We start from the raw sequence: 25,529 nt of genomic DNA, 5'->3' as shown, positions 1-25,529 counted from the left end.
GCTGTTTGGTCGCGGATAATTCCGTCCCGGATACCGAGAACGTTTCGTCCAGCAACTGGAGAGAGTTCGACGGTGGCATCATTGCCCATGCCGGAGGCGCTGGAGGTTTCGGCTGAGGATGGCACAGGGCATTTTCCTTTGACGAACACCCGACCACCATTATCAAGCTTGCGCCGAAGAGCATCATTTTCAGCTTTCGCATCAGCTAACTCCTTCGTGTATTTAGCATCGAGTGCATCAGCAGAACGCTGGCGCTGCTGCATGTCAGTAATGGTGGCGGTCGCCTGCTTCAGCTCACTGACTTTTTTATCTCGCTGTTCTTTGTAGGCGATGGCGTTATCACGGTAATGATTGACCGCCCACGACAGGCAGACGATGATGCAGATAACCAGAGCGGAGATAATCGCGGTTACTCTGCTCATTGTTGCCCCCACAAACAGACTTCACGCTCAATCTCACGACGAGTCATCAGGCCTTTCCATTGCTTACCGCCAGCGTATATCCAGCGACGTAGCTGGTCACATGCGCCTTTGATATCGCCCTGGTTTATTTTGCGAAGAAGCGTCGATGTTCTGAAATTGCCAGCACCCACGTTGTAGACGAACGAGTAAAGAGCGCCGCGCGTTGTTTCCGGTATATCGACTTTGATGTACGGGTTAATTTGTCTGGCAACCGTGGCAAGGTCTTTATTCAGGAGGGCTTTGCATTCTGCTTCGGTATACGTTTTACCGAGCATGATGTCTTTTCCGGTGTGTCCGTGACATACAGTCCATACGCCAACGATATCTTTGTATGGTATGTAGCTGACACCTTCCAGGCCATCGTCACCACTTGGGCCAGTGATTAACACTGATGCTATAGCAATTGCTCCGCCACCAATAGCAGCAGCAACTGCTTTTCGTAATGATGGAGGCATTATTCACCTCTCGCAGCCTTGCGCTTATCTTCTTTAATCTTGAAATAAAGGTTTGTCAGGTACGTCAGCAGGCCAAATACCAGGCTACCCAGCACACCTATTGCTGCCCACTGTGAGGGCGTGACTTTATCGAGCAGCTGTAAAAACCAGTAACCGGCACTACCTGCTGAGGTGCCATAGGCGACACCCGTTGTTAACTTATCCATGGATTTCATAACCCCACCTCGCAGATGCGGGTGCTGTGTAATGGAAATAAAAAGGCCACCTGCGTGGCCACCAGATTATTTCCCCACCAGCTCGTTTATCTCTTTCACTGTCTGGTTAAACCGCTCTGACTCAAGCTCAACACCTAAGGCCCGACGCCCCAGCGCCATTGCTGCTTTTATTGTGGAACCGGATCCCATAAAAAAATCAGCAACCAGATCACCAGGTCGACTACTGGCATTGATTATTTGCCTGAGCATATCCGCCGGTTTCTCACACGGATGTTTACCCGGGTAGAACTGAACGGGTTTATGCATCCAGACATCGGTATAAGGCACGGAGACTGATACGGAGAAATAGCGCCGGAGAGATTTAAACTCATCCAGCAATTCAGAATATTTGCGATTCAGTGAATCATAAGATGCCACCAGCTGGTGGTGTGGTTGTTCCAGTTGTTGTTCCTGAAACTTCTCTGCCGCTATACGGGAAAACAGTGCCTGTAACTTCCGATAGTCAGCCTCATTCGGCAACTGCCACTGACTGGCACCAAACCAGTGGGAAACCATATTTTTCTTACCTGTGGCTTCGGCAATTTGTTTTGCCGTTATACCCAGTTCGGCACGAGCATCCCTGAAATACGATATCAGCGGTGCCATTATGTGCTGTTTGAGTTCCCTTTCTTTTGCCGCATAGCCGTCACTTTTGCCGCGATATGGCCCCTGGTAATGTTCAGCAAACAGAACGCGCTCTGTGGCAGGAAAATATGCACGCAGACTTTCTTTATTACACCCATTCCAACGTCCGGACGGCTTCGCCCAGATGATATGGTTAAGCACGTTGAAACGTTCACGCATCATGATCTCAATATCAGATGCCAGGCGATGCCCACAGAACAGGTAAAGGCTTCCGGCAGGTTTTAACACCCGCCAGAACTGGGCCAGACAGTGGTCCAGCCACTTAAGGTAATCTTCGTCCCCTTTCCACTGATTGTCCCAGCCGTTGGGTTTCACCTTGAAGTACGGCGGATCGGTAACAATCAGGTCAATGGAATCATCAGGCAGGGACTGAATAAAATGCAGGCAATCAGCGTTGATTAAATCAACACTGTTTATTTTTACAGTATTTTTCATGGATCAGTAAGCGTAACTCTGGTAGGCTCACTCTGCTTTTGCGCTAAAGCAGTGGGCCGTGGTTCGCTTGTGACCAGTAAGCATGAGCGAATGGCTGGCAGGTGCTACCAACACCCACCAGCCGCCCATTTTCACAGCAGGAAACCGCCATTACTGGCAGCGTCTGAATTTATTCCCGTACCCGCCGTTATCCTTCGCCAGACCCGCCAGAACTAACTGAGTCAGTATTAACTGGCACCGGGCTTCACTTACTCCGGTAGTTCTCGTCATCATGCGTGGCGTTACCCACTTGTCAGCAGGTAAGAAATGAAGGACTGCGGCGGCGGTTTCTGTCATATCTTGCTGTTTTAGCATGTCTTTTTCCCTTCTGGTTAACATGACATACCAATAACTCTTGTCTAAAAATCCAGCAAGATAAAAAGTCAGTATTCACGGCCACCAGCGTGTTTACTGTACTGCACCAAGTTTACAGGTACAAAAAACCCGCTCAGTGGCGGGTTGCTATCACAGCTATATATTTACTTATTATGCCGTTACTAACATTTATCTTCGACATATAATCGAAAACAAGGTTTGCTTAAAACTCTGCTTTCATTTTATCCGGGAATTTTTTATTTGCAGCATAATAACTACCAAGTACATAAGCGTTCATTTGCTGCTCTACATCAACCCGACATGCCGCACTAGAACAAGCTCCACTGATAAGCCCAAAAGAACTCCCTTTAGCAGAGAGATCAGCTTTGATTTCCTCTACAGTGTTTTTCCCCATAGCAACTACACACCCTGTCACAATATATCTAGCCTTCACATCATCCATGCTAAGGATAGTAGTTTTCGCAATTTTGCTGTATCCATCATTTTTATAAACATCCATGGCAAACGCACGGCAATCTGTATAATACGGACTTGCTTTAACTTGCGAATACTCAGGTAATTTCATACCTGCACAACCAACCAAACAAAAACCTATCGCTGCTATTAATACCTTTTTCATTACAGTCATAACCTAGAAGCATCATTGAAACTAATTTATTAAATAATCATCGAGTTTCTGGAATACAGACGTTAACCATCTCTCCAAAATCTAAAAGATAATAAGAAAAAATGTTTAACGCACCAATCCATTTCATAGTTTCATGAGACATCAGGCACAAAAAAACCCGCTCAGCGGCGGGTTTTTGACATTTACCAACGGTAGACATACAAGGCCCATCGTTGAGAAAATCTTATCCATATTTTTTGAAAAATGCAAGTATCACGTCGACATCTTCGGCGAAAATTATCTATCTTGTCACTTTTCTCAATTGCGATTCAGCATACGCTTCTTCCTGCCAGCACTTTGTAACCAGTTTATTAATAACGTCTGCATATCCTTTGTACCACTGATAATCCGTCAGGTCCGGTACCAGTTTCTGGACATGATGCCGCGCCAGTGTGGTTGGTAAACGGCTAAACCGGTTGCCATTGCAACGCCCACAAATCTTATAAACAGGCACACCATGAAGCCGGGTTCTTTTTTCATCCAGGACAATACCTTTACCCTTACACCCTCTGCACGCTGTGCTGACTTCTCCCTTACCATGGCAATGCTGACATAGTTCCTTCACCCACTCTTCCTTGATAACAGATTCCCCGCTTCTGGAGTGTTTCACCACTTCGCGCAATACATTATGAAATCCAGTACCAGCACAATGCTCACAGCGAGCCTTACTTGCCGCAGACCTGGAATAATCAGCAAAGGCAAAATTCACAAGGTAAGGGATGATCTGTAACCGGGTTTCTTCACTCAATTTGTTCAATGTCGGGTTATCCAGTGCCATCGCGTAATTGAGCAGACCTTCAATCGCAAATTGAGGATCCTGAACACCAACTTTTGCCAGGAATAAGGCAAACCCAAGCGGTGCTTTCGACTGCACCATCCCCTGCGCAGCCATCACATCCGTAATCGTTAAACCACCTGAGCCTGTCGCCGGTGCGTCATCGCTCAATTTTGGAGATTTTGGGGAGTAATATTTTGGTAAGGCTTCAAGGTTCATGCTCGTTCTCCACTTACGCCAGTACGCCAATTGCCAGCGCACGATCGATAAAACGAAATATCAGCTCCAGCTGGGAGCCATACTTCTCTTCAAATGCCACGGTATCCGCATGCAGCTCGTCGTGATGCTTTCTGCACAAAGGCAACACAAAGAGGTCATGCGCTTTTGTACCCATTCCACCCTGACCGTGGCCTATCAGGTGGTGGGGATCATCAGCAGGCTTTCCACAACATGCACACGGCTGTGTCTTAACCCAGCGCGTGTACTTTTCATTAACCCAGCGGCGGCGTTTTGGGCGTAACATAAAAGACTCCGGCGACTCCGGATCCACTTTCAGCGCCAGCACCTTTTTTGCCTTATCCTGGATGATGCTGGTGGCAGGAACCGAAGGCACAAGGTCACTTTCCCGGGTGACAGACGGCACAACAGGCTTTGGTAATCTCAGTGCCTTACGGGCTGCACTTTCCGGTAAGGCATCCGCTAGGTCATTACGAATCAGCCACCAGCACAGTTCCGGCATTGTCACAACGTGACTATCATCAAAACCGAGATCCCGACGCACAACAGACAACACCCAGCGGGCACAGTTATCCGTTGCCATTGATTCCAGCCGTTCCGTGAACTGATCGCGCAGCTGGTTATCGCAGTGCCAGCACAGACGGATTGCGCCCGGAGCGTGTCGCATTGTGGTCATGTTCTCGCTGTGCCAGTCGGAATGAGGCCACTGGCAGCCTTTTTCACGACGTAACCAGCTTTCAAGACATTCCACGCCACCAGCACGACGGATCACTGCCTCATTGCGGAACACGGCCCGAACGGCAGGATCATCCGCCAGCGGTTGTGATGCCGCCGGAACGGCACCACTGGCGAAAGATGAATAACGTTCCGGCTCAGGCTCCAGCAGAACACGCCCCTGCATAAACAGGGGCATCAGCTCTGAACCTGGCCTGAACAATACGATCCCCATACGCGGGGCAATTTCAGGGGTCAGTAGTGCTCTCACGGTCACCTCAATGAACGGTATCGAGCAGCTTTAACAGCTCAGGGAATCGGGATTCGAAGAAATGCGGCTGCGTCTCGCGCGGATTTGCAGGACTGGTGATGTTCTTGCCGAACATGCAGCCTTTCGCCGTCAGCGACCAGAATTTTTTGATGTTGTTAATCGCGGTACGGCTGTATCGTTCGCGTTGTTCAACGATCCCCAGCTTCACCATCTGGTGATATGCCTGATTAGCCGTCAGGCGGATACCATACTGCTTCAGCAGTGCACTCAGCGACAGCGTGGGGCGACTTGAGCCATCAGGCGCGTCAGCAGGAGCATCAATGGCATAGCGCGGTGCCAGATTCGGTAAGCCAACAGCCTCCTGAAGCTTCTGACAGGCTCCAAGCACTGATGAGTTAGACAGATTTAATTCCCGGCGCATAAAGTCCAGCAGGATCACGCCAGCCTGCATCTTGTCAGCAGCCTGTCCGGATAATTTTTCCGGTGCGCTGGTTACCATGTCGAAAGTACGGATCACCTTCAGATGGAATGACGGGCTGATCCACATTGCATAGGCATACACCAGTTCTTTGCAGACATACGTCCCCTGGTTATTTCCGCCATTAATGACGCTAACTGGTTGATTTTGTTCCAGAGGCGGAATTCCACCCTCGGTGAAAAGTTGTTCAATCAATTCACAGGTTTGCTTATTGGAGAGCCAGTATTTCGGGCGGTTTTTTTGTTCTCCCCCGGCTGCCCTGTGCAGATCGTTCAGGCTGTAACGCCCATAAGCATCACGACGAACTTCAATACCATCAATGACCATCAGATTATTCATACTTCGTTTCTCCTCTTGATCAGGCGGCTGCACCCGCCGGTTTCTCATACTTACTGATAGTGATCTCGACCTTCCCTTTCTGGATAACCGGTCCCCACTCCACCAGCATTCTTTTCACCTGGCTGTCGTCTTCCCACACCCCCGCGTGGGTCAGGGCGTCAAACAGCGCCTTGTTATAGTTGTCCAGATCGCGGATCCGGTTATCCGGAGGAAACAACACGATCTCCACTGAAGCAGGTGCCGACGTTGGTTTTGGCAGACGACGTAACTGCTCAACTATTGCTGCGCACGCCGCGCTCTGGAATTTGCGCCCCGCCGCGCTTATCAGGCTTTTACCAGCAAACGCCCCTTTATTAGGGTGTCGCCAGTACGTATTCACGCTGGGCGGGAAAGGTAGGATCAGTTTCATACTTTCAGGCCTCTCTCATGTAACCAGTGGGTTGCACGCAGCCTGGCGTTTTCCTCACCGGCAAGCAGTGAGCGGATAATCCCGACCGCCTCGCTGTCGTCGTCCTTCACCGCGGTATGAAGCGTTATCCCCCGGGCCACGCCACGCTTTATCGTGATGACGCCTTTTTTCTCCAGTGCGCGAAGATGCTCCACCGCTGCATTCACTGAACGGTATCCCAGCATGGTTGCCACCTCCTGATTGGTTGGCGGGAAGCCACGTTCTTTCTGGTAAGAAATCAGCATATCCAGCACCTGCTGCTGGCATTGAGTTAACGTCGTCATGCCGCCATCTCCCTGACCAGTTTTTCCGCCTGCTGGCGAACCTGCACCAGAAAGGCTTCACCACATGCCTCAAGTTCATCGCGCCCGATGTAGCTGATTGCCGGTCCCTTCCAGGTCTTGTCGAAAACAGCAATAGCACCAGCGAAGAAAGCGCCTGTCGGCACCTGCTTCTCATCCTTCGGGATAAACCAGGCAGGCAGTTCAAAACCAATACGCCCGCGAATAAAAGCAATATGGTCCGCATCTTCCGGCCACCACACTTCGCTGGTGGCAGCTTTGATCAGGAAAACATAGCGCCCGCCCTTATCACGCATGGCACTGGCATGTTTCATGATGTAACGCATGCCGGTGATGTATTGCCCCTCATGCTGACTGGCGCGGCTGTATGGGGGATTACCAAAGGCAGCACCTTTAAGCTCCGCAAGACGTTCTGACCAGTCATGCGCCAGCGCGTTATCTTCCGCCGTGTAATACGCGGCACATTTGGCGTTATCACCGTCAGTAAACAGATCCAGAACAAACGGGCCAAACAGGGTGTTAATTCCCCAGAAAATGTTGTCCGGCGTGCGCCACTGATCGCCCACTTCCTTCAGTTCATGGGCTGGTTTGTTCCGCAGTTCCACCAGCGCCTGGCAATATTTATTACTCATTAAGCCCCCACGTAATTCCCTGACAGATACCACTCTTCACCCGATGCAGCGCGCTTGCTGCTTTTCCGTAAGCACCGCTCACGACGCGCCAGAAAATTGTTTCGTTCTGGCTGGGAGTGGCTTTCACGGAATGCCGCCATCCACACGGTTGCAGCACGACGGTATAAGCCCCTGGACTCCAGTTCTTCAGCCTGGCGGGTCAGGCACAAAATCACCCGTGGATCGTTAGTGCCGACATAGAAATTGCGCACAGGTCTGGTTTCTCGAACTGGTTGTGGTTCCGGTTCCTGCGCTCTCTCAGTCAGGCGCGGGAAATGTCTGCGTGTATCTCCTTCACAACGGTGAGCCACACGCCCACTCTGACGTAACTTGCTTGCTGACTGCAGAACGCGCTGCCGTGAGTAACCTGCAAAAGCATCCGCAATGTCTCCGGAAGTACACCCCGGATGGGCTTCAATGAATTTCTGAACTTCATTCAAAAGACTCATGATCACCCCCTGAATCCTGCCGGGATCTGGCTGTAGTCCACGTTGTCGTAACTGGCTTTGAAGTACGGGTCCTCACGTCTGGCTGCAGATACCGCAGGAACTTCCCAGGATTCTTCGAAATGACGATCCGGACCAAAGAACGTGACAGCCTGTTTCACAAATTGTGTGCCGCTGTTACCCATCGCAGATACCCAGCCCGCGTAGCGTTTCACACCTTCCAGCATGGTTTCGGGGTTTACCCCCTCATTCAAACGGGCTTTCCAGGCTTTGAAGGCTGCAGATTTTGAATTACCACCAGCACGTTTGGGATATGCCAGCCATGCCTGCTCAAACTCCGGAGAGTATTCCGGCCGGTTTGAACGAACTCGCACGGACTCATCAACTGATGCACCAACAGCTATTGGTTCATTGACTGGTTCTTTGACTGGTTCAAAAGAGTGACTGGTTCTGGGTGAATCTCCTGCACTACCCCCTGGTGCAACTCCTGCACTACCTGGTGAATTTGCTGCACCAGATAGTGAATTATTTGCACTACCCCCTAGTGAATCTCCTGCACCATCCAGATGAAGGAGATAGGTATTACTTGAGTTACCTTTTTCACCTTTCCGGGTGACTTTTTTTACCAGCCCGGACTCACAAAGGGCCGCAATATGATTCATCACAGAACGTTTGCTAATCTCGCACTGGTCAGCAATATGCTGGTAGCTGGGCCAGCACTCACCCTGATCGCTGGCATTATCAGCCAGCTTGATCAGAACCAGTTTTCGCAATGGATTACCCACTCGAATTTTCATCGCTTTAACCATCAGCTCCATACTCATGCTGCACCTCCGAGATGCTTCATGTTTTTTCCGGAGCGAAAGGCTATAAGCGGCATACTGACGCGGTAATTACGGCCCAACGGTTCACAAATCACTTTCTGACATTCACGGTCAACCAGGCTAACACGTAGAACATGCCCTGCAGGCGTGGTGTACCACTGGCCCGGACGAGGACAACGGAAAGTCTGATTGGTAAACCGTTTGAAAATATTCCGGATCATTTGCGCCCCCTTACCTCTGAAGGGTTCAGTGACAGATTTATGAGACTGGCCAGTACCGCCGCGTCGTTGATGCGGTCATACAGACTTATAGCCAGCGGGGATTCGGCTTTTGCCAACATGGGATAAAGCTGCTGCAGCCAGACTTTGTGGATTACCGACAAGTGGGAGTAAAGCACGCTGGCGTTATGTGCGGCATCGCTCAGCGTGGATGGCCTTGAAAGCTGCTTTTCCATCTGGTTAAAGGCATTGATGTATGCCTCTTTGAACTGGGCAGCACGTTTCCCCGTGAAACCCATAGCAAGAAACGCAAAGCCGTCGCGGGTTATTTGATAGCAAGGTAGTTTGCGGCCTGTGCAATCGGTGTAATCACTCACCGAAAAATTGCGGGCAGTGAATGATGCGGAACATTCAAGAGTGCGGATCTTTTTCAGTACATCGTCATGACGTTTGGAGAAGAAGTTGGCAACAGCCAGGGATGAAGTAACAGCCTGACCATCAACGATGGCAATTTCAGGTTGAGTGAGGGTTGGGATCGTAGCCATGATGGCAGCCTCTTTGGTGATTTTTAATAACTCACCACCAAGGCTTTCCACGACCTTATTGGTGGTGAGACGTACAGGGGTGGAAATACCGGTCACCAAAGAACCCGGCCCAACCGAAGTTGGCCCTGCACGCCCCACCATAATTTGGGCGTAATGCTGCTCATGACACAAAAAAACCGCAAGAGCGCGGTTGTGCGCTTTGGTGAATTCCGGGTTTCCACGCCCGGCACCCGCTTTATAAGGTGCCTGAACAGTGTAACGTCCCGGAATGGCAGAATCAATGTGCTGGTGGTCCTTCACACTCAACAAAATCACGCCTGAATTTCCACAAAGGACTAAAGCACTCATGCGGGTAGTCTTTGCGAAGATAGATAACGCGCTGCGTTTCTGGCTCCCAACGAATAACATGGACATAAAGCCCTCTTCCGTCACGAAACCAGCGGTTAAGTTCCTGCACAACTCGCCCCCCACAGTCAGGTAAAGTTCTCTGTGGTTACTTACAGCCAGGTGATTTGGTAATCTGCATTCATGCCGTAACAACAGGTGTTCAGCGACGCTGACCACCAGCTGTTGCGACAAACGGTTATTTGCCGTTAAACTGTTCATGCGTTAGTTTCTCCACAGACACAAAACGCCACGACGCCCGGAGCTGCACACTCGCGGGCGTCACTCTTTTCTGGAGCGCAAAAGATTTTGTAGACCAGTGCTGCATGCTCCTGGAGCTTCGAAATTGACAGATACAACTCATCATTAATTGCTGTCTGCTCGTGTGGCTCCACTACCCCGTCTTCGATTGCCGAACGAATCTGCTTTGAGTAACTCCCGATCTGTTCGATGACTTCCAGCAGGCGCTGGTTTATATCGGCGTTCTCTACTTCCTCAATTTCAGGAAGCGATACAAACACCCCACCAGCAGACTGTGCGACAGCATCCGCAATGTAGTGAGTGCCAGCCGCGCGCTGTAAAATCATTGCCCATCCCAGCGGGAAAATCTGATCGCCATCTGCACGAAGGCGGTTGAATAAAGCGTTCTCTGTTACATCCAGCCACTCAGCAGCTTCAGCGTACCCCCCCGGCAACGCCGCGATAGTTTTTCTGACAGCTTTCACGTACCACTCAGGCTGTTTTTCTACTTTCCAGTGATGCTTACCCACGGTTAGCCTCATCGTTCTGTGGTTAAAAATTGAAGGTGTTCTGTTAATCTTTCGGATAGATATCCGGTCTTAAGTCAGATTTCGTAATTGCACCTGACGTGCATTGCTCAAGTTTTTTAGCCAGCACAAAACTGGCTTTTTTATAACCATTGAAAACCAGCCGTAAGTAGCCTGGTGTTGAGCCAACTTTTCCGGCCAACTCGCCCTGCTGTTCTTTGGTTAAAGAGTCCCAATACGCTTTCATACAATATGTACCTCCAATATACATATTACATGATTGAGATGAACCTTCAAGATACTTGTACCCTATCGGTACAAAGGTTTTAATTTCGTTATGAAAACAGTCCATGACATCCGGCGGTCTAACGCCAGAAAACTGAGAGATGGTGTTGGCGGGAATTCTTCCTTTGCCACCATGATTGATCGCGAGCCAACCCAGACCAGCAGGTTTATGGGAGATGGTGCTACTAAAAATATCGGTGACAGCATGGCACGGCACATCGAAAAATGTTTCGACCTGCCTGTCGGATGGCTTGATCAAGAACACCAGACAACAAACATCACAAAAAAACCTGATGTTTCAATTACTAACAAACAAATAACGTTAGTCCCTGTCATATCATGGGTACAGGCCGGAGCATGGAAAGAAGTTGGCTATTCTGAGGTTGATTTGAGCACAGCAGAAACGTATCCCTGCCCTGTACCCTGTGGCGAAATGACTTATATCTTGCGGGTGATTGGTGATTCAATGATTGATGAGTACCGCCCGGGAGACATGATTTTTGTAGATCCTGAAGTCCCTGCCTGCCACGGTGACGACGTTATTGCATTGATGCACGATTCAGGCGAAACCACCTTCAAGCGGTTGATAGAAGATGGAACACAGCGTTATCTCAAAGCATTAAACCCAAACTGGCCTGAGCCTTACATTAAGATTAACGGTAATTGCTCTATAATTGGTACAGTGATTTTCTCGGGAAAACCAAGAAGATACACAATAAAGGCCTAATCAATATTTATGAACCTGCTTCGGCAGGTTTTTTTATGCTTGACAATGTACCCATGAGATACATAATGTATCTAAAAGAAACATAACACAGGCAAGATTAAAACAAAATTTGGTTGTAACACGGCGTATGGCACATGCGTCGTTAGCGGTCTGGGGACGTTAAAGGGGACAATCCACTCCTTGCTCGGGCAAACAAACCAGGTAGCCGGAATGTGCAAGTCAATGATGATGCTGATAAGACGCCTAACCAGCGTGGCGGTTCGGTTTGACACCTGGGAAGAGACCAGGGTGCAACGATGAGGGCATTTATGGAACCGCGACAAAGTGTGGTGCCGTAACTGGCTAAGTGCTCTCAGCGTTGTGGTGAATGCGCAGGCTGATGCGCGAAAGACATTGCAGCTATTGCGGAAAAGAGCTGTTCGGCGGGGCAATTAAACGCCCGTGAGAGTCTGAAATAACCGCAAGCCGGAGATCAGCACCGGTCACCACAACAGCCACTGCTTTGGCGGTACCAGTTTGTACACTTGCTTCCGGCTGGTACCGCTCTTTTTACAAAACAGAGAAGAGCATCACCGGACGACGGGCTCATAACCCAATCCATCCGGGCGGCTGCCACCGCAGGTGTTCTTCTCTGTTTTGTGGAGAAACCAACCGACCTTGCAGGGTCGATATGATGAGGAGCAGCAAAATGGCTAGCGAACGCAGTACTGATGTGCAGGCATTTATCGGGGAGCTGGACGGCGGCGTATTTGAAACCAAAATCGGCGCAGTTCTCAGTGAAGTCGCTTCCGGTGTGATGAACACGAAAACCAAAGGGAAGGTCTCACTCAACCTGGAAATCGAACCATTTGATGAGAACCGTGTGAAAATCAAACACAAACTCTCATATGTTCGCCCGACTAACCGCGGGAAAATTTCCGAAGAAGACACCACCGAAACGCCGATGTATGTCAATCGCGGTGGTCGCCTGACTATTCTGCAGGAAGACCAGGGACAATTACTGACTCTTGCCGGTGAACCTGACGGAAAACTCCGCGCAGCAGGTCATTAATATCGTTTTTAATAAACTGATTATTTCTCTCATCACTGAATATTTTTATATAGTGAGGACTTATTATGTCTCAGAACTTAGACGCAACCGCAATTAATCAAATCCATGCCCTTATTTCTGCTCAGGGTGTTAATGAAATTATCAGTAAGATTGGTGCCGATGCTGTGGCATTGCCTGAGAATTTCCGCATTCATGATCTGGAAAAATTTAATTTAAATCGCTTCCGTTTCCGTGGTGCGCTTTCCACTGCCAGCATCGATGACTTTACCCGTTATTCTAAAGATCTTGCAGATGAAGGCACCCGCTGCTTTATCGATGCCGATAATATGCGTGCCGTCAGTGTGCTTAACCTGGGTACTATTGATGAGCCAGGTCACGCAGATAACACTGCCACTCTCAAACTGAAAAAGACAGCACCGTTCTCTGCTCTGTTGTCTGTTAACGGCGAGCGTAACTCCCAGAAGTCACTGGCAGAATGGATCGAAGACTGGGCCGACTACCTTGTGGGCTTTGATGCTAATGGTGATGCCATTCAGGCAACAAAAGCGGCTGCGGCAGTCCGTAAAATCACGATTGAAGCAAACCAGACCGCTGATTTTGAAGACAATGACTTCAGCGGCAAACGCTCCCTGATGGAGTCTGTCGAAGCGAAGACCAAAGATATTATGCCTGTGGCATTTGAATTTAAATGCGTTCCGTTTGAAGGCCTGAAAGAACGTCCGTTTAAATTACGCCTCAGCATTATCACTGGCGATCGTCCTGTACTGGTTCTGCGCATTATTCAGCTGGAAGCAGTGCAGGAAGAAATGGCTAACGAATTTCGTGATCTGCTTGTTGAGAAATTCAAGGACAGCAAAGTAGAAACCTTTATTGGTACTTTCACCGCCTGATTTCATTACTGCAAATGCCCCTGCGGGGGCATTTATGGAAACGTAATTGACTCAATAATCGCCGGATGGTGAGGGCTTCCTTTTACCAGAATTCAGCGCGGTGCAGCGCATATACGTGGAGAACAAAATGTCATTTATTAAAACTTTTTCCGGGAAGCATTTTTATTATGACAGGATAAATAAAGACGACATCGTTATTAACGATATCGCGGTTTCTCTTTCAAATATCTGTCGCTTTGCAGGACATCTTTCACATTTCTACAGCGTCGCCCAACATGCGGTGCTTTGCAGCCAACTGGTACCGCAGGAATTTGCTTTTGAAGCGTTAATGCATGATGCAACAGAAGCGTATTGCCAGGACATCCCGGCGCCACTGAAACGCCTTCTTCCTGACTATAAACGGATGGAAGAAAAAATAGACGCCGTAATCCGTGAGAAATACGGGTTACCCCCGGTTATGAGTACCCCCGTGAAATATGCCGATCTCATCATGCTGGCAACCGAACGCCGCGATCTCGGGCTTGATGATGGCTCTTTCTGGCCTGTGCTGGAAGGTATCCCGGCGACAGAGATGTTCAAAGTTATTCCACTGTCACCAGGCCATGCCTACGGGATGTTTATGGAACGTTTTAACGAGTTATCGGAGTTACGCAAATGCGCATGAATGTTTTCGAAATGGAAGGGTTTCTTCGCGGGAAATGTGTACCGCTAGATCTGAAAGTGAACGAAACAAATGCTGAGTACCTGGTACGTAAATTCGATGCGCTTGAAGCTAAATGTGCGGCACTGGAAAACAAAATAATACCAGTGTCAGCTGAACTACCACCAGCAAATGAAAGTGTTCTGTTATTTGATGCTAACGGAGAAGGCTGGCTGATTGGCTGGCGTTCTCTCTGGTACACCTGGGGACAAAAAGAAACCGGAGAATGGCAGTGGACATTTCAGGTCGGGGACATTGAAAGCGTCAATATCACTCACTGGGCAGTAATGCCAAAAGCACCGGAGGCTGGAGCACAATGACCACATTTACCGATAAAGAACTGATTAAAGAAATCAAAGAGCGTATCAGCAGCCTGGAGGTTCGAGACGATATTGAGCGCCGTGCTTATGAAATTGCTCTGGCATCGCTGGAAGAGGAGCCGGTGGCATGGCTACATTCAGACAATGGCTTAGGTATTCCAGCAATAACCAGGAGTAAAAACATTGCTGACAGTTGGTTATCAAAGGGCTGGTATGTTCAGCCGCTATATATAGCCAAGCCAGTGCCGGTGGTGCCAGATGCTCGTCCGTCTTTAAATAATGGCATAGTCGGTTTTGATGAAGGCTGGAACGCCTGCCGCGCCACCATGCTTCACGGTGTCAAACCTGTAAGCCAGACTTACAAGTTGAACAAGCTGTCTGGCAACTCTCCGGTAACTCCGGATGGTTGGATAAGCTGTAGTGAGCGAATGCCGAACGATAAACAATATGTTTGGTGTTGGGGTAAGTCTTACGGCTGGACTGAGTGCGATACCTTCGAAGGGTATTACGATTGTTCGAGAAACAAATGGTGGGCAGTTACTGACAATGGGGAAGAACCGGCATCGAAAGTAACCCACTGGATGCCGCTACCGGAACCGCCGCAGGAGGTGAAGTAATGAACAACTTAATGACAACTAAACAAGTCGCCGACTTCTGTGGCGTTTCAGTATCAACAGTTCTTCGCTGGAACAGCGTAAACCGGAGAACTGGCCAGAAATACAGACCTGATTTTCCAGATCCTGATATTAAATCATGCCCAAATAAATGGGCGTCACGCAAGATTTACAGGTTTGCAGGAGTTATTGAATGACGTATGTGAACAGACACGTCTATGGCACGGTCAGCGTCTGTCTGAGCGATACAGGCACGGACGTTGCTATCCACAAGCATTAATTATCAGGAAGCTGGGACCGCTCCCCAAGCATGATGTATTGAAACGAAGACATTTACACAATGATAGAAAAAATACTAAAATAATGATTCAACTCAAAGAGTTGATGTACATAAAATGCCTCACCGGCATAGGTGAACATTTTCATGGGTGGGGAAAAACATGATGTGGACCACACTTCCCCCTCTAAAAAGAGGGGAAAGAGTATGGTTTTGTTGTACACTAAAGGCCATATGGTTTTTTATTATGTTTGGATAAGATAAATGAATGTAATAGCATTTAATGAAATAGAATCTAGCATCGCCGCCAATGATCAGGTTGATTCTATCTGCATTGAATTAACAACATTTAATCAAGATAATGTCATTTCATTTGAAAGTAAAAAGAAAAATAAAGAAATTCTTGATGCATTTTTTGAAATAATAAATACTGATATAGTTTTCGACTAGGTAATTAGCAATGGCTGAAGCAGCAAAAAAAACTCCACAAAAGCTGAATGAAAAAAAAGGCTCAACATCAGCATCATCACTTGAGATTGTGAATTCACGACAATCAAAAGATATTTATCTTGGATTGTGTGGATATGTTGGATGTGGCATGAGAACGATAAACAAAATTATCGAAGAGATATCCAAAGAATGGGGGTATAATGTTGTACACATCCGCATAAGTGCGCTTATGGAAAGCCCATTATATTTTGAGCCAGCAGCACTGGAGGTATCCGAAAGCACACAAGTTAATAGACATTTAAAACTCCAGGATATTGCCAATAAGCTTCGTAAACATTACAAAAAAAATGAGTTGCTTGCAGAAGCTGCTATTGCAGCAATCGCAGCAGAGAAAAATAATATTGATTATAATAATGATGAATATAAAGGTACTGTCTTCATCATTGATCAATTCAAAAGGCCGGAAGAAATAGAGTTATTCAGAGTTATATATCAGCATAATTTCTATTTATTAGGAGTTTTGCGCGATTTAGATTACCGAATTCCGAATCTCATTGCTGACGAATCGACAAAGGACGACCTTCATTTAATTATCAATATTGATAATAAATCCTCTGATCCGTATGGACAAAGAACCGGGGAAACCATTCTTGATTCAGATTTTTTTATTAAAAATAACTTCAGCCAAAAAAGCGAATTAAAGAAGAAGATTGATCGGTTTTTCGGTCTTATTCATGGCAAAAATGGTTTAACACCAACTTTTAACGAGAAAGGTATGTATGCTGCCTTTTCAACATCATTACAATCAGCTTGTTTATCACGTCAAGTAGGGGCTGCACTGTTTGATGATGAAGGGAATTTGCTTGCCGTGGGTAAGAACGACGTACCTAAAGCTGGTGGCGGGTTGTATAGCAGTGATGATTTTGATAACGATCATCGATGCGTTCACAAAAGTGGTAAGTGTTATAATGATGCAAACAAGCTAAAAATTAAAGACCGTATAAAAAGCATATTATCAACCGAAGTAAGAACTGTATTAGGTATTTCCGCAGGACAAACTGTTGCCGATATTAATATAACACGACTTCTAAACAAATTAGATAATATTGCAGAAGGCATTTACAAAGACAGCAAAATATCAAGTGTAATGGAGTACTCCAGATCAATTCATGCTGAAATGGACGTCATTACATCAATGGCTAGAAAACAAAACGGCGATACTAAAGATAAAATTCTTTTTACGACAACCTATCCCTGCCACAACTGTGCAAGGCATATTGTCGCAGCTGGAATAAAAAAAGTAGTATATATAGAGCCATTTGATAAAAGCCTTGCTCTTGATCTGCATAATGATGCAATAACAAAGAACGAAGAATCATCCAAAGTAATATTTTGTGATTTTGAGGGGGTATCACCCCGCCGCTACCATAAATTTTTCAGACCAACGGATGAACGTAAAGATGATAAAACAGGGACTGCAAATAAATTTAATGCTCGCTACAAAAATCATATAGATGTTCAATATCTTGATGATTATAGAAAGTATGAGACTGTTGTAGCTAAGAAATTTATAAACGAGATTGCTAAACCAGAGTCTCAGCCATAACTGTTTCCACTCCTTATTTCTGTAAGGATAAGGAGTGGTATTTTTATAAATATAATGACTGCCTCTTCATAAATCAGCAAATCGAAATATCAGCAACCAGTTAATTATAATCCAAGAATCATTACTATTTTCTTACTCTGTATGTCCATTCATTATTCAATAGGCTGTCTGTTGGAACCTAAATTAGTGTAAGTAAGAATCGAATCAACCCTATCCCACCATGCCTGATAGGCTTTACGCTGTTCTTCTAGATAATCACTCTTATCATAAACTTGCCATACCCCTGGCAGTTTATGACCGAGCATTATTTCAGCAATATGAGGCGCAGTAAGATCAGAAAAGTTTGTTCGTGCTGTTCGTCTCAAATCATGAAGAGACCAATGAGGAAATTGATACCCCAAACGCCGCCATGCGTACTGCATTAAATTGTAAGGCAGCGACTGCAATGATGTCCGACCAACTGGCTCCTTGCTTCCTTCCTTGGTAAAAAGCATATCGGAACCGTTGTTCATAGAGATAACGTATTTTATAAGCTCTTCAACCGGTTCAATAATGGGGCGCTTTAGCGGTTCGCCTGTTATATCACCTGTCTTATGTCGTTCTGGCGGTACAGTCCATACCTTATTAATGAAATCAAAATCATCCACCCTGGCAGTAATCAGCTCTGAACTACGACAGCCGAAATGCAGCAATAGTTTAATGAAGGCCCGGTATTTGGGAACCATTCGAGAACCATCGATCGCAGCATAAAGAATTTTAATTTCATCGTGTGTCAGAAACCGTTTCTTCTGACCTTTACGGATATCCATATCTTTACCCGTGATGTCCGACAGCGGGCGAGTTTCAATAAACTTTCTCTTATACGCCCAGACATGGGCCTGCTTTGCGTTAATTAGCAATCGGTCTGCTATTGCCGGAGTCTTAGTGCTAAGAGGCTCCAGGACCTCTAACCAATCATGCAATGTAGCTGCATCATGAGGGATACTCCCGATTTTAGAGAACAGATGCAGTTCAAATGAGCGGAGTATCTGCTCAGAACCTTTTTTATTTTTTACACAATATGCTTCATACCAGGCACGGATCACAGACTCTACCGTCATGGCTTCAGTAGCTTTGCGTTTTTCTGCCTGCCTGACCAATCGTGGATTGCGGTTTGACTCAAGTTCACCACGAAGACGGATAACTTCTTCTCTGGCCTCTTTTAATCCAGTTGCCGGGTAAGTTCCGATATCAAGTCGCTCGCCTTTCCCTGCCCATTGATAACGATATTGGAACACTACGCGACCTTTCGGTGATACTCTGACAGACAGACCATCACGATCTGATTTAACCAAAACCTTATCGCGTTCCTTTCCAACGACTGAACGCAACCACGCATCAGACAGCGCCATTACTCACCTTGTACAAATCGCAAAATATCTCTGCTGCTTTGTACATTATGTACAAGCATATGTACAGATTTTTGATGAAAGCAACCTGAGCGATTTAAAGTTACATGAAAGAAATTTCAATTAAAGAGGAAACATAATAGCATGTATTTAAACGAGTTATATGGATTAACCTCAATTAGCCGAAAGGACTTTGAAAGAGTAGAAGAGCTTTAATTTGGGTTTAATTATTGGGGTGAGAAATAATGGCAAAAGTGCGGCGCTTCGCCACCTCTTGCAAATAAGGAGACAACGTCATAATTCTTTCTTCTTGAGTAAGCGGCATCGCGCCGCGCTTGTTGAAAACGAAAAATTGCGGCTATTTTACCCATCAACGGGGGGGAGGCAATCAGTGTTTACACAGGAGCTGCTCCAGTTCGTGCAACGAAGAAACGGTCCAGGTGGGCGCGATGCCTTCTGGTTGCTCGCGATTGTGCGCATTCAGCCAGCAGGTCGCAAGCCCGGCGTTGATGCCACCGAGAATATCGGACTCAGCTGTGTCGCCAACCATCAGCACACGCGAACGGTCAGGATTGCCTGCCTGTTCCAGCGCATAATCGAAAATTTTCTTATTCGGTTTGGCAACGCCAACTTCTTCGGAAATCACCAGCAAATCGAAATAATCACGCAGGCCCGTGCGTTCCAGACGCACTTGCTGCAAGGCGCTAAAGCCGTTGGTGATGATGCCAATTTTAGCGTTGCCACGAATGGCGTTAAGCAGAGAAACCGCGCCCGGCAGTGGCGTACAGATTTCCGCCATCGCATTAATAAAGGCTTCGTTGAGTTTACCCGGCTCGACGTTCAGCCGTTCGGCCCAGCTCTCAAACCGCCCGTGCTGAAGCTGTAATGAAGTGATCGCGCCGTTTTGATAATCCACCCACAGTGGCTTGTTAACGGCCTGATAGTCCTGAAAATCTTCAGCGGTAAAGGTGACGCTGTAATCAAGAAACATCCGCTGCAAGCCGGTGAATGAGTCAAAGGTAAACAGCGTTTCATCGGCATCAAAGAAAATCCAGTCCCACTTCATTATTCCACCTTGTCTTACATACTGATTGGCAACGCCATGATGATGGCGTCTTCGCGACCGTCCGTGGTGGGGTAGTAATTGCGGCGAATTGTCGCCTCGTTAAAGCCTAAACTTTCGTACAGGGCAATGGCGGCAGCGTTTGAAGCACGGACTTCCAGCCATAGCGTCGCCACGCCGCGTTTTTCCAGTTCGTCGATCAGATGTTCCAGCAGCGCCCTTCCCAATCCCTGACGCTGATAGTCAGGATCGACCGCAATATTGAACAATGTAGCTTCATCCAGCACCACTTGCGTAATCGCAAACGCCGCCATTTTGCCGTTTTGCGTTAACTGAAAGTTGAGATAACGCTCGCCCTGGTTGCTGGCAAAGGTTTTTTCACTCCACGGAAAGGCGTGGGCGCGTTGTTCAATGTGGTAAGCCGCTGGTAAATCAGTCGTTTCGAGGGAAGAAATCGTGTTCATATGTGCAAATTTGTTGCCATAACGCGGCGCGTGCCGTTGGGTTTGCCCGTAATTCGGTGAGCGCCGGTGATGCCACCTGAGCGCCTTCCAGTGATAGCGGTTCGTCAGTACCCAACCGCCAGCTGTTGCAGCGACTGCCTTGCGGCAGCATCGCGATTTTTTCTGGCGTCAGTTGCAGCACTTGATCGGGGCTGACGGTTAACGCGCGCAGAACATCGCTCACTATAGGATCGGTCAGGGCGGGAAGATCGTTTGCCACCATCACCAGACGGACGTGTGCCGGGATCGCAATGGCAATCTCCCCCTGCAACGCGCCAGGGCGACGCAGCGACCACTGGGTAATGCCCAGTTGCTGTAACTGCCAGTCTCGTCGGGATGTCATAGCGAATCGCTCCTGTTGTCAGGGGCGCAAATATAGCAAATTCGTCGATACCGCGCCAACATATGGCTATAATCGCCGCCAGTATTAATTGAGGAGCATTCCATGTCTGCATTTACCCCGGCAAGTGAAGTCTTGCTGCGTCACAGTGATGATTTCGAACAAAGCCGTATTCTTTTTGCCGGAGACTTACAGGATGACCTGCCCGCGCGTTTAGATACCGCGGCCAGCCGTGCTCATACCCAGCAATTCCACCACTGGCAGGTGTTAAGCCGCCAGATGGGGGATAACGCCCGTTTTAGTCTGGTCGCCACGGCGGATGATGTCGCAGATTGCGATACGCTGATTTACTACTGGCCGAAGAACAAACCGGAAGCCCAGTTCCAGTTGATGAATTTACTTTCTCTGCTGCCAGTGGGCACGGATATTTTTGTCGTTGGCGAGAACCGCAGCGGCGTGCGCAGCGCCGAGCAGATGCTGTCAGATTATGCGCCGTTGAATAAAATGGACAGCGCTCGTCGCTGTGGCCTCTATTTTGGTCGTCTGGAAAAACAGCCAGTATTTGATGCCGATAAATTCTGGGGCGAATACAGCGTCGATGGCCTGACGGTCAAAACGCTGCCTGGCGTGTTTAGCCGCGACGGTCTGGATGTCGGTAGCCAGTTGCTGCTCTCGACGTTAACCCCGCACACGAAAGGTAAAGTGCTGGATGTCGGCTGTGGCGCGGGCGTACTTTCGGTTGCCTTTGCGCGCCATTCGCCGAAAATTCGTCTCACTCTGTGCGATGTCTCTGCACCAGCGGTAGAAGCCAGCCGCGCAACACTTGCGGCCAACGGTGTTGAAGGTGAAGTCTTTGCCAGTAACGTCTTTTCCGAGGTGAAAGGTCGTTTTGATATGATCATCTCCAACCCGCCGTTCCACGATGGGATGCAAACCAGCCTGGATGCCGCGCAAACGCTGATTCGCGGCGCGGTGCGTCATCTTAATAGCGGCGGCGAGCTGCGAATTGTAGCGAACGCCTTCCTGCCTTATCCGGACGTGCTGGATGAGACATTTGGCTTCCACGAAGTGATCGCGCAAACCGGGCGCTTCAAGGTGTATCGCGCCATTATGACCCGCCAGGCGAAGAAAGGTTGAGTATCTGATATATGTCGCCGCATACCGTGTCGGATGCGGCGTACACGCCTTATCTGACCGACAAACGAATTATCCACAATCCGCTGATGGACATTTTTCCAGCAATTACACCTCTGTCGATAATTAACTATTGACGAAAAGCTGAAAACCACTAGAATGCGCCTCCGTGGTAGCAATTCTTTTTAAGAATTGACGGTATGCGAAGGTGGCGGAATTGGTAGACGCGCTAGCTTCAGGTGTTAGTGTCCTTACGGACGTGGGGGTTCAAGTCCCCCCCCTCGCACCAAAAACCACGTTGATATTGCTCGCACTGGGCGAAGGTGGCGGAATTGGTAGACGCGCTAGCTTCAGGTGTTAGTGTTCTTACGGACGTGGGGGTTCAAGTCCCCCCCCTCGCACCAAACGAGGCAATATCAAAAAAAGTAAGATGACTGTGCGAAGGTGGCGGAATTGGTAGACGCGCTAGCTTCAGGTGTTAGTGTCCTTACGGACGTGGGGGTTCAAGTCCCCCCCCTCGCACCAATTATCTTTACTTCCTTTCTTGTTTCTTCCCTGTTTTATCATCCCTGCTTCAAATTCATTATCATCAGCATGATGCCAGCAATAAGCGCCAGGCACGATGGCAGCAAAACGTAATGCCGCAACTGTTTGTGATACAGCATCACCGGCGTCAATACTAATCCCATCAGAATGATAATCCGCCATTGATCCGGCGATAAATCCGCATACATCAGCCCTGCAATCAGCAATCCCGGCAGCAACACTCCCCAGCCACTGCCCAGCGTACGTTGCAACATGGTTTCATCTCTTTCATTGATAATGATAACCAATATCATATGATAATTTTTATCATTTGCAAGCCAGAGAAATCCCTTGCTATCGGGTAAACCTATCGCTAGGATTAGCAATCATTATCATTTAGATTACTATCACGATTATGGCCTATCGTTCCGCACCGCTCTATGAAGATGTTATCTGGCGAACGCATCTCCAGCCGCAGGATGCTGGGCTTGCACAAGCCGTACGGGCGACGATCGCCGAACATCGTGAACATTTGCTGGAGTTTATCCGTCTGGATGAACCCGCACCGCTCCGTGCCATGACGCTGGCGCAATGGTCATCACCGAATACGCTAAGTTCTCAACTGGCGGTCTATTCCGATCATATCTACCGCAACCAACCCTTGATGATCCGCGAGAACAAACCGCTGATCTCACTATGGGCACAATGGTATATCGGCCTGATGGTGCCACCATTAATGTTGGCGCTGCTGACGCAGGAAAAAGCATTAGATGTGTCGCCGGAACATTTCCACGTTGAGTTTCACGAAACCGGACGCGCCGCCTGTTTCTGGGTCGATGTGTGTGAAGATAAAAACGCAACACTACATTCGCCGCAGCAGCGAATGGAAACGTTAATCAGCCAGGCGCTTGTTCCGGTAGTGCAGGCATTAGAAGCGACGGGAGAGATCAACGGCAAACTTATCTGGAGCAATACCGGTTATTTGATCAACTGGTATCTGACTGAGATGAAACAGCTGCTTGGCGAGGCGACGGTTGAATCGCTGCGCCATGCCCTCTTTTTTGAGAAAATGCTCACGAACGGTGAAGATAATCCACTCTGGCGTACCGTGGTACTGCGCGACGGCCTGCTGGTGCGCCGCACTTGCTGCCAGCGTTATCGCTTACCGGATGTGCAGCAATGTGGCGATTGTACGCTGAAATGAAGCACTGCCGGGGAAGTAAACCCGGCATCATGTGGATTAATAGGGATGCAACACATTACTTGCTTCGCAATGCCGCATACATAACAGAATATCTGCGGCCTCCAACAACCCTGCATCAGAACTGACGCCCAGTTTCGACATTACATTAAATTTATGCGCGCGGATCGTTTTGATATTGCGTTTAAGCTGCTCGGCAATTTGTGTCATTGAGTAGCCACGCGACATAAAGCGCAATATTTCTCTCTCCGTCGGGCTTAGCGTCCGGCTTTGGTTAATGTACCACTGATTGTTCAGTCGGTCGGTCGCCTGACGCACACCATTTAATGACAAAAAGAGTTCCTGATGAAAAATCTCCAGCGTCGACGCTTTACTTAATACACCGTCCAGCGGTGATGGCGACAATGAACCAATCAGCCGAGCTTCAATATCATCATCCGCAATAACTAAACGTCGGGTACGCGGAAACTTAATCGCCAGTTCAGTCAGGCAAGATAATCCCTCTCTGCGTTTACTTCTCATGGCAGAAAAAGAAAAAATGACCGCCGCAAACGAGATCCGCGACATGGCATCCTGAAATGACTCCTGACTGGTATAGATATGGAGCTTATAAGGGTTACCTGCAAACTTTCTGAATAAACTCTCAATACCGATACTGCTCATGACGCATTTTTCTATGAGTGCGACATTTCTCTTCTTAATTCGGCTGTGTTCCATTCTGCGGCATCTCCATAAACAGAAGGCAAGTTAAGTTCTCTTGCACCCTGCGCGCTATTTATCCATGCATACATTTCAGCGTTACTGTGAATTGCCAGTCGACGCATCGCACTGTTTTTTTGGGCGCTGATAGTTTTATTACTTTTCTTAAGCAATGAAGCTATCTGGTTGATGCCCCATCCTTTACCTAATAGCCGCAGTACCTTGCGCTCTGAAAGAGTGAGAATGACTGAGCGATAGCTAAAATCATGAGTTTCAGTCATTGCCGGAGAGGTCAGCATGGCGCTGATACGCTCTGCGTGCGTATTGCCGGAACGTACGGTCTTGACCAGATTCTCAATGGGTTCAACATCAGACAATAACGTCGCCGTAGGGCACATGAGCAATTCTACTGCCTGGGAATACCAGGAGCGTGACACCATGAAAACCCAGTGAATTTCCCGATATTGTGAGATTAAAGAGTAATAATGCTCACAAACGGAACGTGGATCTTCACTTTCACCGGCCAAATCAGCAATGACTAATCCGGAACGACGTAATTGTAATAAGGTAAGGTCCTCCGCAGAGGCGCTGGATATTATTTCATATTCAGGGAAGTGAGTCCTCATGACCTCTTTTAACCCTGCTTGCATAACAGGTATTTTACTGATAACAATTCCATTTTTGCAGCATCCTGGCAACATATTTCCTCCACATCCACTGTCTAAAAATCATGATGGTTTATTCAAGGTATTCATTCCTTAAATATTCTCAGCAAATTAATAGATTAAGTGAATAAATTATCCTTAGCATTCACTTTCATATCAGCATACTCCTGCTGCACAACAACTCCACTGCATGTGTCAGAAGGTTAGCATCAAATGATAACCTGGTGAAATAGCCTGGAGACATTTAAAATATCTACATTAAGTTGTTAGAAATACTTAATGAAAAACAGAGATCTCATTCATTTAATTTATAATTAAATGATATCTCTTCCCGCAGAATGCGGGAATCACACAATCAATATTTATTCAATAAAATCTGA

35 protein-coding genes, 3 tRNA genes and 2 pseudogenes are annotated in these 25,529 nt (G+C 47.7%); 12 read left to right on the top strand and 28 right to left on the bottom strand.

The window, feature by feature from the left end; all coding sequences use genetic code 11:
* The 20 genes and pseudogenes from rz1 to ACJHWT_RS20280 all read right to left on the bottom strand — a co-directional run.
* The coding region (gene rz1, locus ACJHWT_RS20375) for a lysis system o-spanin lipoprotein Rz1 (protein WP_249541149.1) at positions 1-127 on the bottom strand (127 nt) is incomplete at its 3' end.
* Positions 72-422: pseudogene (locus tag ACJHWT_RS20370) on the bottom strand (lysis protein); the annotation flags it as partial. The pseudogene ACJHWT_RS20370 and the gene rz1, both read right to left, overlap by 56 nt.
* Entirely contained in the window at positions 419-916 is a 498-nt protein-coding gene (gene rrrD / locus ACJHWT_RS20365; RefSeq protein ID WP_001135250.1) for a lysozyme RrrD, read from the bottom strand. The gene rrrD and the pseudogene ACJHWT_RS20370, both read right to left, overlap by 4 nt.
* Positions 916-1,131, bottom strand: a complete 216-nt coding sequence (essD, locus tag ACJHWT_RS20360) for a phage lysis protein EssD (RefSeq protein WP_000839596.1) — start codon at positions 1,129-1,131, stop codon at positions 916-918. Before essD ends, rrrD begins: the two co-directional genes overlap by 1 nt.
* A 66-nt stretch (positions 1,132-1,197) precedes the next feature.
* A complete protein-coding gene (locus ACJHWT_RS20355; protein ID WP_000799656.1) occupies positions 1,198-2,250 on the bottom strand; it encodes a DNA-methyltransferase in 1,053 nt (350 codons plus the stop codon).
* 150 nt (positions 2,251-2,400) lie between these two features.
* Positions 2,401-2,604, bottom strand: a complete 204-nt coding sequence (locus tag ACJHWT_RS20350) for a hypothetical protein (protein WP_000917724.1) — start codon at positions 2,602-2,604, stop codon at positions 2,401-2,403.
* Between the two features lie 223 nt (positions 2,605-2,827).
* The gene (locus tag ACJHWT_RS20345; protein ID WP_000217632.1) at positions 2,828-3,253 is read right to left on the bottom strand and encodes a hypothetical protein; all 426 of its coding nucleotides are present in this window, start codon (positions 3,251-3,253) and stop codon (positions 2,828-2,830) included.
* Between the two features lie 280 nt (positions 3,254-3,533).
* Positions 3,534-4,286: an antitermination protein gene (locus tag ACJHWT_RS20340; RefSeq protein ID WP_001047112.1), complete on the bottom strand. Its 753-nt coding sequence runs from the start codon at positions 4,284-4,286 to the stop codon at positions 3,534-3,536.
* 13 nt (positions 4,287-4,299) lie between these two features.
* Complete coding sequence (locus tag ACJHWT_RS20335; protein ID WP_001564461.1) at positions 4,300-5,289, bottom strand: DUF968 domain-containing protein; 990 nt, start codon at positions 5,287-5,289, stop codon at positions 4,300-4,302.
* A 7-nt stretch (positions 5,290-5,296) separates the two neighbouring features.
* The gene (locus ACJHWT_RS20330) at positions 5,297-6,106 is read right to left on the bottom strand and encodes a KilA-N domain-containing protein (RefSeq protein WP_001061380.1); all 810 of its coding nucleotides are present in this window, start codon (positions 6,104-6,106) and stop codon (positions 5,297-5,299) included.
* A 19-nt stretch (positions 6,107-6,125) separates the two neighbouring features.
* Positions 6,126-6,515, bottom strand: coding sequence for a RusA family crossover junction endodeoxyribonuclease (locus tag ACJHWT_RS20325; protein ID WP_000767118.1), 390 nt, complete (start codon positions 6,513-6,515; stop codon positions 6,126-6,128).
* The gene (locus ACJHWT_RS20320) at positions 6,512-6,838 is read right to left on the bottom strand and encodes a LexA family transcriptional regulator (protein ID WP_000210170.1); all 327 of its coding nucleotides are present in this window, start codon (positions 6,836-6,838) and stop codon (positions 6,512-6,514) included. The genes ACJHWT_RS20325 and ACJHWT_RS20320 overlap by 4 nt, the downstream gene beginning before the upstream one ends.
* A complete protein-coding gene (locus tag ACJHWT_RS20315; protein WP_001305610.1) occupies positions 6,835-7,488 on the bottom strand; it encodes a phage N-6-adenine-methyltransferase in 654 nt (217 codons plus the stop codon). Before ACJHWT_RS20315 ends, ACJHWT_RS20320 begins: the two co-directional genes overlap by 4 nt.
* On the bottom strand, positions 7,488-7,982 hold the full coding sequence (locus tag ACJHWT_RS20310) for a PerC family transcriptional regulator (protein ID WP_001305611.1): 495 nt from the start codon (positions 7,980-7,982) through the stop codon (positions 7,488-7,490). The genes ACJHWT_RS20315 and ACJHWT_RS20310 overlap by 1 nt, the downstream gene beginning before the upstream one ends.
* A complete protein-coding gene (locus ACJHWT_RS20305; protein WP_075362712.1) occupies positions 7,979-8,797 on the bottom strand; it encodes a helix-turn-helix domain-containing protein in 819 nt (272 codons plus the stop codon). The genes ACJHWT_RS20310 and ACJHWT_RS20305 overlap by 4 nt, the downstream gene beginning before the upstream one ends.
* The gene (locus ACJHWT_RS20300; RefSeq protein WP_000620696.1) at positions 8,794-9,018 is read right to left on the bottom strand and encodes a hypothetical protein; all 225 of its coding nucleotides are present in this window, start codon (positions 9,016-9,018) and stop codon (positions 8,794-8,796) included. Before ACJHWT_RS20300 ends, ACJHWT_RS20305 begins: the two co-directional genes overlap by 4 nt.
* Positions 9,015-9,908 carry a Rha family phage regulatory protein gene (locus ACJHWT_RS20295; RefSeq protein WP_244468946.1) on the bottom strand — a complete coding sequence of 298 codons (894 nt, stop codon included), beginning with the start codon at positions 9,906-9,908 and terminating at the stop codon, positions 9,015-9,017. The genes ACJHWT_RS20300 and ACJHWT_RS20295 overlap by 4 nt, the downstream gene beginning before the upstream one ends.
* Positions 9,838-10,017: a DUF4222 domain-containing protein gene (locus ACJHWT_RS20290; protein ID WP_001341559.1), complete on the bottom strand. Its 180-nt coding sequence runs from the start codon at positions 10,015-10,017 to the stop codon at positions 9,838-9,840. Before ACJHWT_RS20290 ends, ACJHWT_RS20295 begins: the two co-directional genes overlap by 71 nt.
* A gap of 145 nt (positions 10,018-10,162) precedes the next feature.
* A complete protein-coding gene (ymfL, locus tag ACJHWT_RS20285; protein ID WP_000515860.1) occupies positions 10,163-10,714 on the bottom strand; it encodes a protein YmfL in 552 nt (183 codons plus the stop codon).
* 43 nt (positions 10,715-10,757) lie between these two features.
* Positions 10,758-10,958: a YdaS family helix-turn-helix protein gene (locus ACJHWT_RS20280; RefSeq protein WP_000649477.1), complete on the bottom strand. Its 201-nt coding sequence runs from the start codon at positions 10,956-10,958 to the stop codon at positions 10,758-10,760.
* Positions 10,959-11,048: 90 nt separating this feature from the next.
* On the opposite strand from ACJHWT_RS20280, the gene ACJHWT_RS20275 reads away from it, so the two are divergent.
* The 7 genes from ACJHWT_RS20275 (at position 11,049) to ACJHWT_RS20245 (ending at position 17,631) form a co-directional block, all read left to right on the top strand.
* Positions 11,049-11,723: a LexA family protein gene (locus ACJHWT_RS20275; protein WP_000859460.1), complete on the top strand. Its 675-nt coding sequence runs from the start codon at positions 11,049-11,051 to the stop codon at positions 11,721-11,723.
* Between the two features lie 688 nt (positions 11,724-12,411).
* Complete coding sequence (yfdP, locus tag ACJHWT_RS20270) at positions 12,412-12,774, top strand: protein YfdP (RefSeq protein WP_000135680.1); 363 nt, start codon at positions 12,412-12,414, stop codon at positions 12,772-12,774.
* A 65-nt stretch (positions 12,775-12,839) separates the two neighbouring features.
* Positions 12,840-13,664 (top strand): YfdQ family protein, encoded by an 825-nt coding sequence (locus ACJHWT_RS20265; protein WP_000081287.1) that lies wholly within the window; start codon positions 12,840-12,842, stop codon positions 13,662-13,664.
* A 127-nt stretch (positions 13,665-13,791) separates the two neighbouring features.
* On the top strand, positions 13,792-14,328 hold the full coding sequence (yfdR, locus tag ACJHWT_RS20260) for a 5'-deoxynucleotidase (protein ID WP_000008232.1): 537 nt from the start codon (positions 13,792-13,794) through the stop codon (positions 14,326-14,328).
* Positions 14,319-14,684, top strand: a complete 366-nt coding sequence (locus tag ACJHWT_RS20255; RefSeq protein ID WP_332152421.1) for a hypothetical protein — start codon at positions 14,319-14,321, stop codon at positions 14,682-14,684. The genes yfdR and ACJHWT_RS20255 overlap by 10 nt, the downstream gene beginning before the upstream one ends.
* Complete coding sequence (locus ACJHWT_RS20250; protein ID WP_047089117.1) at positions 14,681-15,301, top strand: DUF551 domain-containing protein; 621 nt, start codon at positions 14,681-14,683, stop codon at positions 15,299-15,301. Before ACJHWT_RS20255 ends, ACJHWT_RS20250 begins: the two co-directional genes overlap by 4 nt.
* Positions 15,302-16,035: 734 nt before the next feature.
* The gene (locus ACJHWT_RS20245; protein WP_068866597.1) at positions 16,036-17,631 is read left to right on the top strand and encodes an anti-phage dCTP deaminase; all 1,596 of its coding nucleotides are present in this window, start codon (positions 16,036-16,038) and stop codon (positions 17,629-17,631) included.
* Positions 17,632-17,783: 152 nt separating this feature from the next.
* On the opposite strand, the gene ACJHWT_RS20240 is transcribed toward ACJHWT_RS20245, so the two are convergent.
* The 5 genes and pseudogenes from ACJHWT_RS20240 to holD form a co-directional block, all read right to left on the bottom strand.
* The gene (locus ACJHWT_RS20240) at positions 17,784-19,022 is read right to left on the bottom strand and encodes a tyrosine-type recombinase/integrase (protein ID WP_001218297.1); all 1,239 of its coding nucleotides are present in this window, start codon (positions 19,020-19,022) and stop codon (positions 17,784-17,786) included.
* A 226-nt stretch (positions 19,023-19,248) separates the two neighbouring features.
* A pseudogene (locus ACJHWT_RS20235) lies at positions 19,249-19,317 on the bottom strand (hypothetical protein); the annotation flags it as partial.
* A gap of 90 nt (positions 19,318-19,407) precedes the next feature.
* On the bottom strand, positions 19,408-20,085 hold the full coding sequence (gene yjjG / locus ACJHWT_RS20230) for a pyrimidine 5'-nucleotidase (protein ID WP_000870712.1): 678 nt from the start codon (positions 20,083-20,085) through the stop codon (positions 19,408-19,410).
* 14 nt (positions 20,086-20,099) lie between these two features.
* Positions 20,100-20,546 (bottom strand): ribosomal protein S18-alanine N-acetyltransferase, encoded by a 447-nt coding sequence (gene rimI, locus ACJHWT_RS20225; RefSeq protein ID WP_001092461.1) that lies wholly within the window; start codon positions 20,544-20,546, stop codon positions 20,100-20,102.
* Positions 20,515-20,928, bottom strand: a complete 414-nt coding sequence (gene holD / locus ACJHWT_RS20220; protein ID WP_000204009.1) for a DNA polymerase III subunit psi — start codon at positions 20,926-20,928, stop codon at positions 20,515-20,517. The genes rimI and holD overlap by 32 nt, the downstream gene beginning before the upstream one ends.
* A 102-nt stretch (positions 20,929-21,030) precedes the next feature.
* Here holD and rsmC point away from each other — a divergent pair, with 102 nt between their 5' ends.
* From rsmC to ACJHWT_RS20200, 4 genes are all read left to right on the top strand, one after another.
* Complete coding sequence (rsmC, locus tag ACJHWT_RS20215; protein WP_001272333.1) at positions 21,031-22,062, top strand: 16S rRNA (guanine(1207)-N(2))-methyltransferase RsmC; 1,032 nt, start codon at positions 21,031-21,033, stop codon at positions 22,060-22,062.
* Between the two features lie 199 nt (positions 22,063-22,261).
* Positions 22,262-22,348: transfer RNA gene (locus tag ACJHWT_RS20210), tRNA-Leu, on the top strand.
* A 28-nt stretch (positions 22,349-22,376) separates the two neighbouring features.
* Positions 22,377-22,463: transfer RNA gene (locus tag ACJHWT_RS20205), tRNA-Leu, on the top strand.
* 34 nt (positions 22,464-22,497) lie between these two features.
* Positions 22,498-22,584, top strand: a tRNA-Leu gene (locus tag ACJHWT_RS20200).
* A 38-nt stretch (positions 22,585-22,622) separates the two neighbouring features.
* Here ACJHWT_RS20200 and ACJHWT_RS20195 read toward each other — a convergent pair.
* Positions 22,623-22,859: a DUF1435 domain-containing protein gene (locus ACJHWT_RS20195; RefSeq protein WP_001577669.1), complete on the bottom strand. Its 237-nt coding sequence runs from the start codon at positions 22,857-22,859 to the stop codon at positions 22,623-22,625.
* A gap of 140 nt (positions 22,860-22,999) precedes the next feature.
* On the opposite strand from ACJHWT_RS20195, the gene fhuF reads away from it, so the two are divergent.
* The gene (fhuF, locus tag ACJHWT_RS20190) at positions 23,000-23,788 is read left to right on the top strand and encodes a siderophore-iron reductase FhuF (protein ID WP_000331611.1); all 789 of its coding nucleotides are present in this window, start codon (positions 23,000-23,002) and stop codon (positions 23,786-23,788) included.
* 36 nt (positions 23,789-23,824) lie between these two features.
* On the opposite strand, the gene bglJ is transcribed toward fhuF, so the two are convergent.
* Together bglJ and ACJHWT_RS20180 are read right to left on the bottom strand one after the other, a co-directional pair.
* A complete protein-coding gene (gene bglJ / locus ACJHWT_RS20185) occupies positions 23,825-24,502 on the bottom strand; it encodes a DNA-binding transcriptional activator BglJ (RefSeq protein WP_001353481.1) in 678 nt (225 codons plus the stop codon).
* Positions 24,460-25,185 carry a helix-turn-helix domain-containing protein gene (locus tag ACJHWT_RS20180; RefSeq protein WP_000936635.1) on the bottom strand — a complete coding sequence of 242 codons (726 nt, stop codon included), beginning with the start codon at positions 25,183-25,185 and terminating at the stop codon, positions 24,460-24,462. The genes bglJ and ACJHWT_RS20180 overlap by 43 nt, the downstream gene beginning before the upstream one ends.
* Between the last annotated feature and the right edge of the window lie 344 nt (positions 25,186-25,529).

Source organism: Escherichia sp. WS338, assembly GCF_046486405.1.
Taxonomy (GTDB): domain Bacteria; phylum Pseudomonadota; class Gammaproteobacteria; order Enterobacterales; family Enterobacteriaceae; genus Escherichia; species Escherichia coli.
Note: the sequence above shows the minus strand (reverse complement) of the source record. Positions and strands in the feature narration are given on the sequence as shown.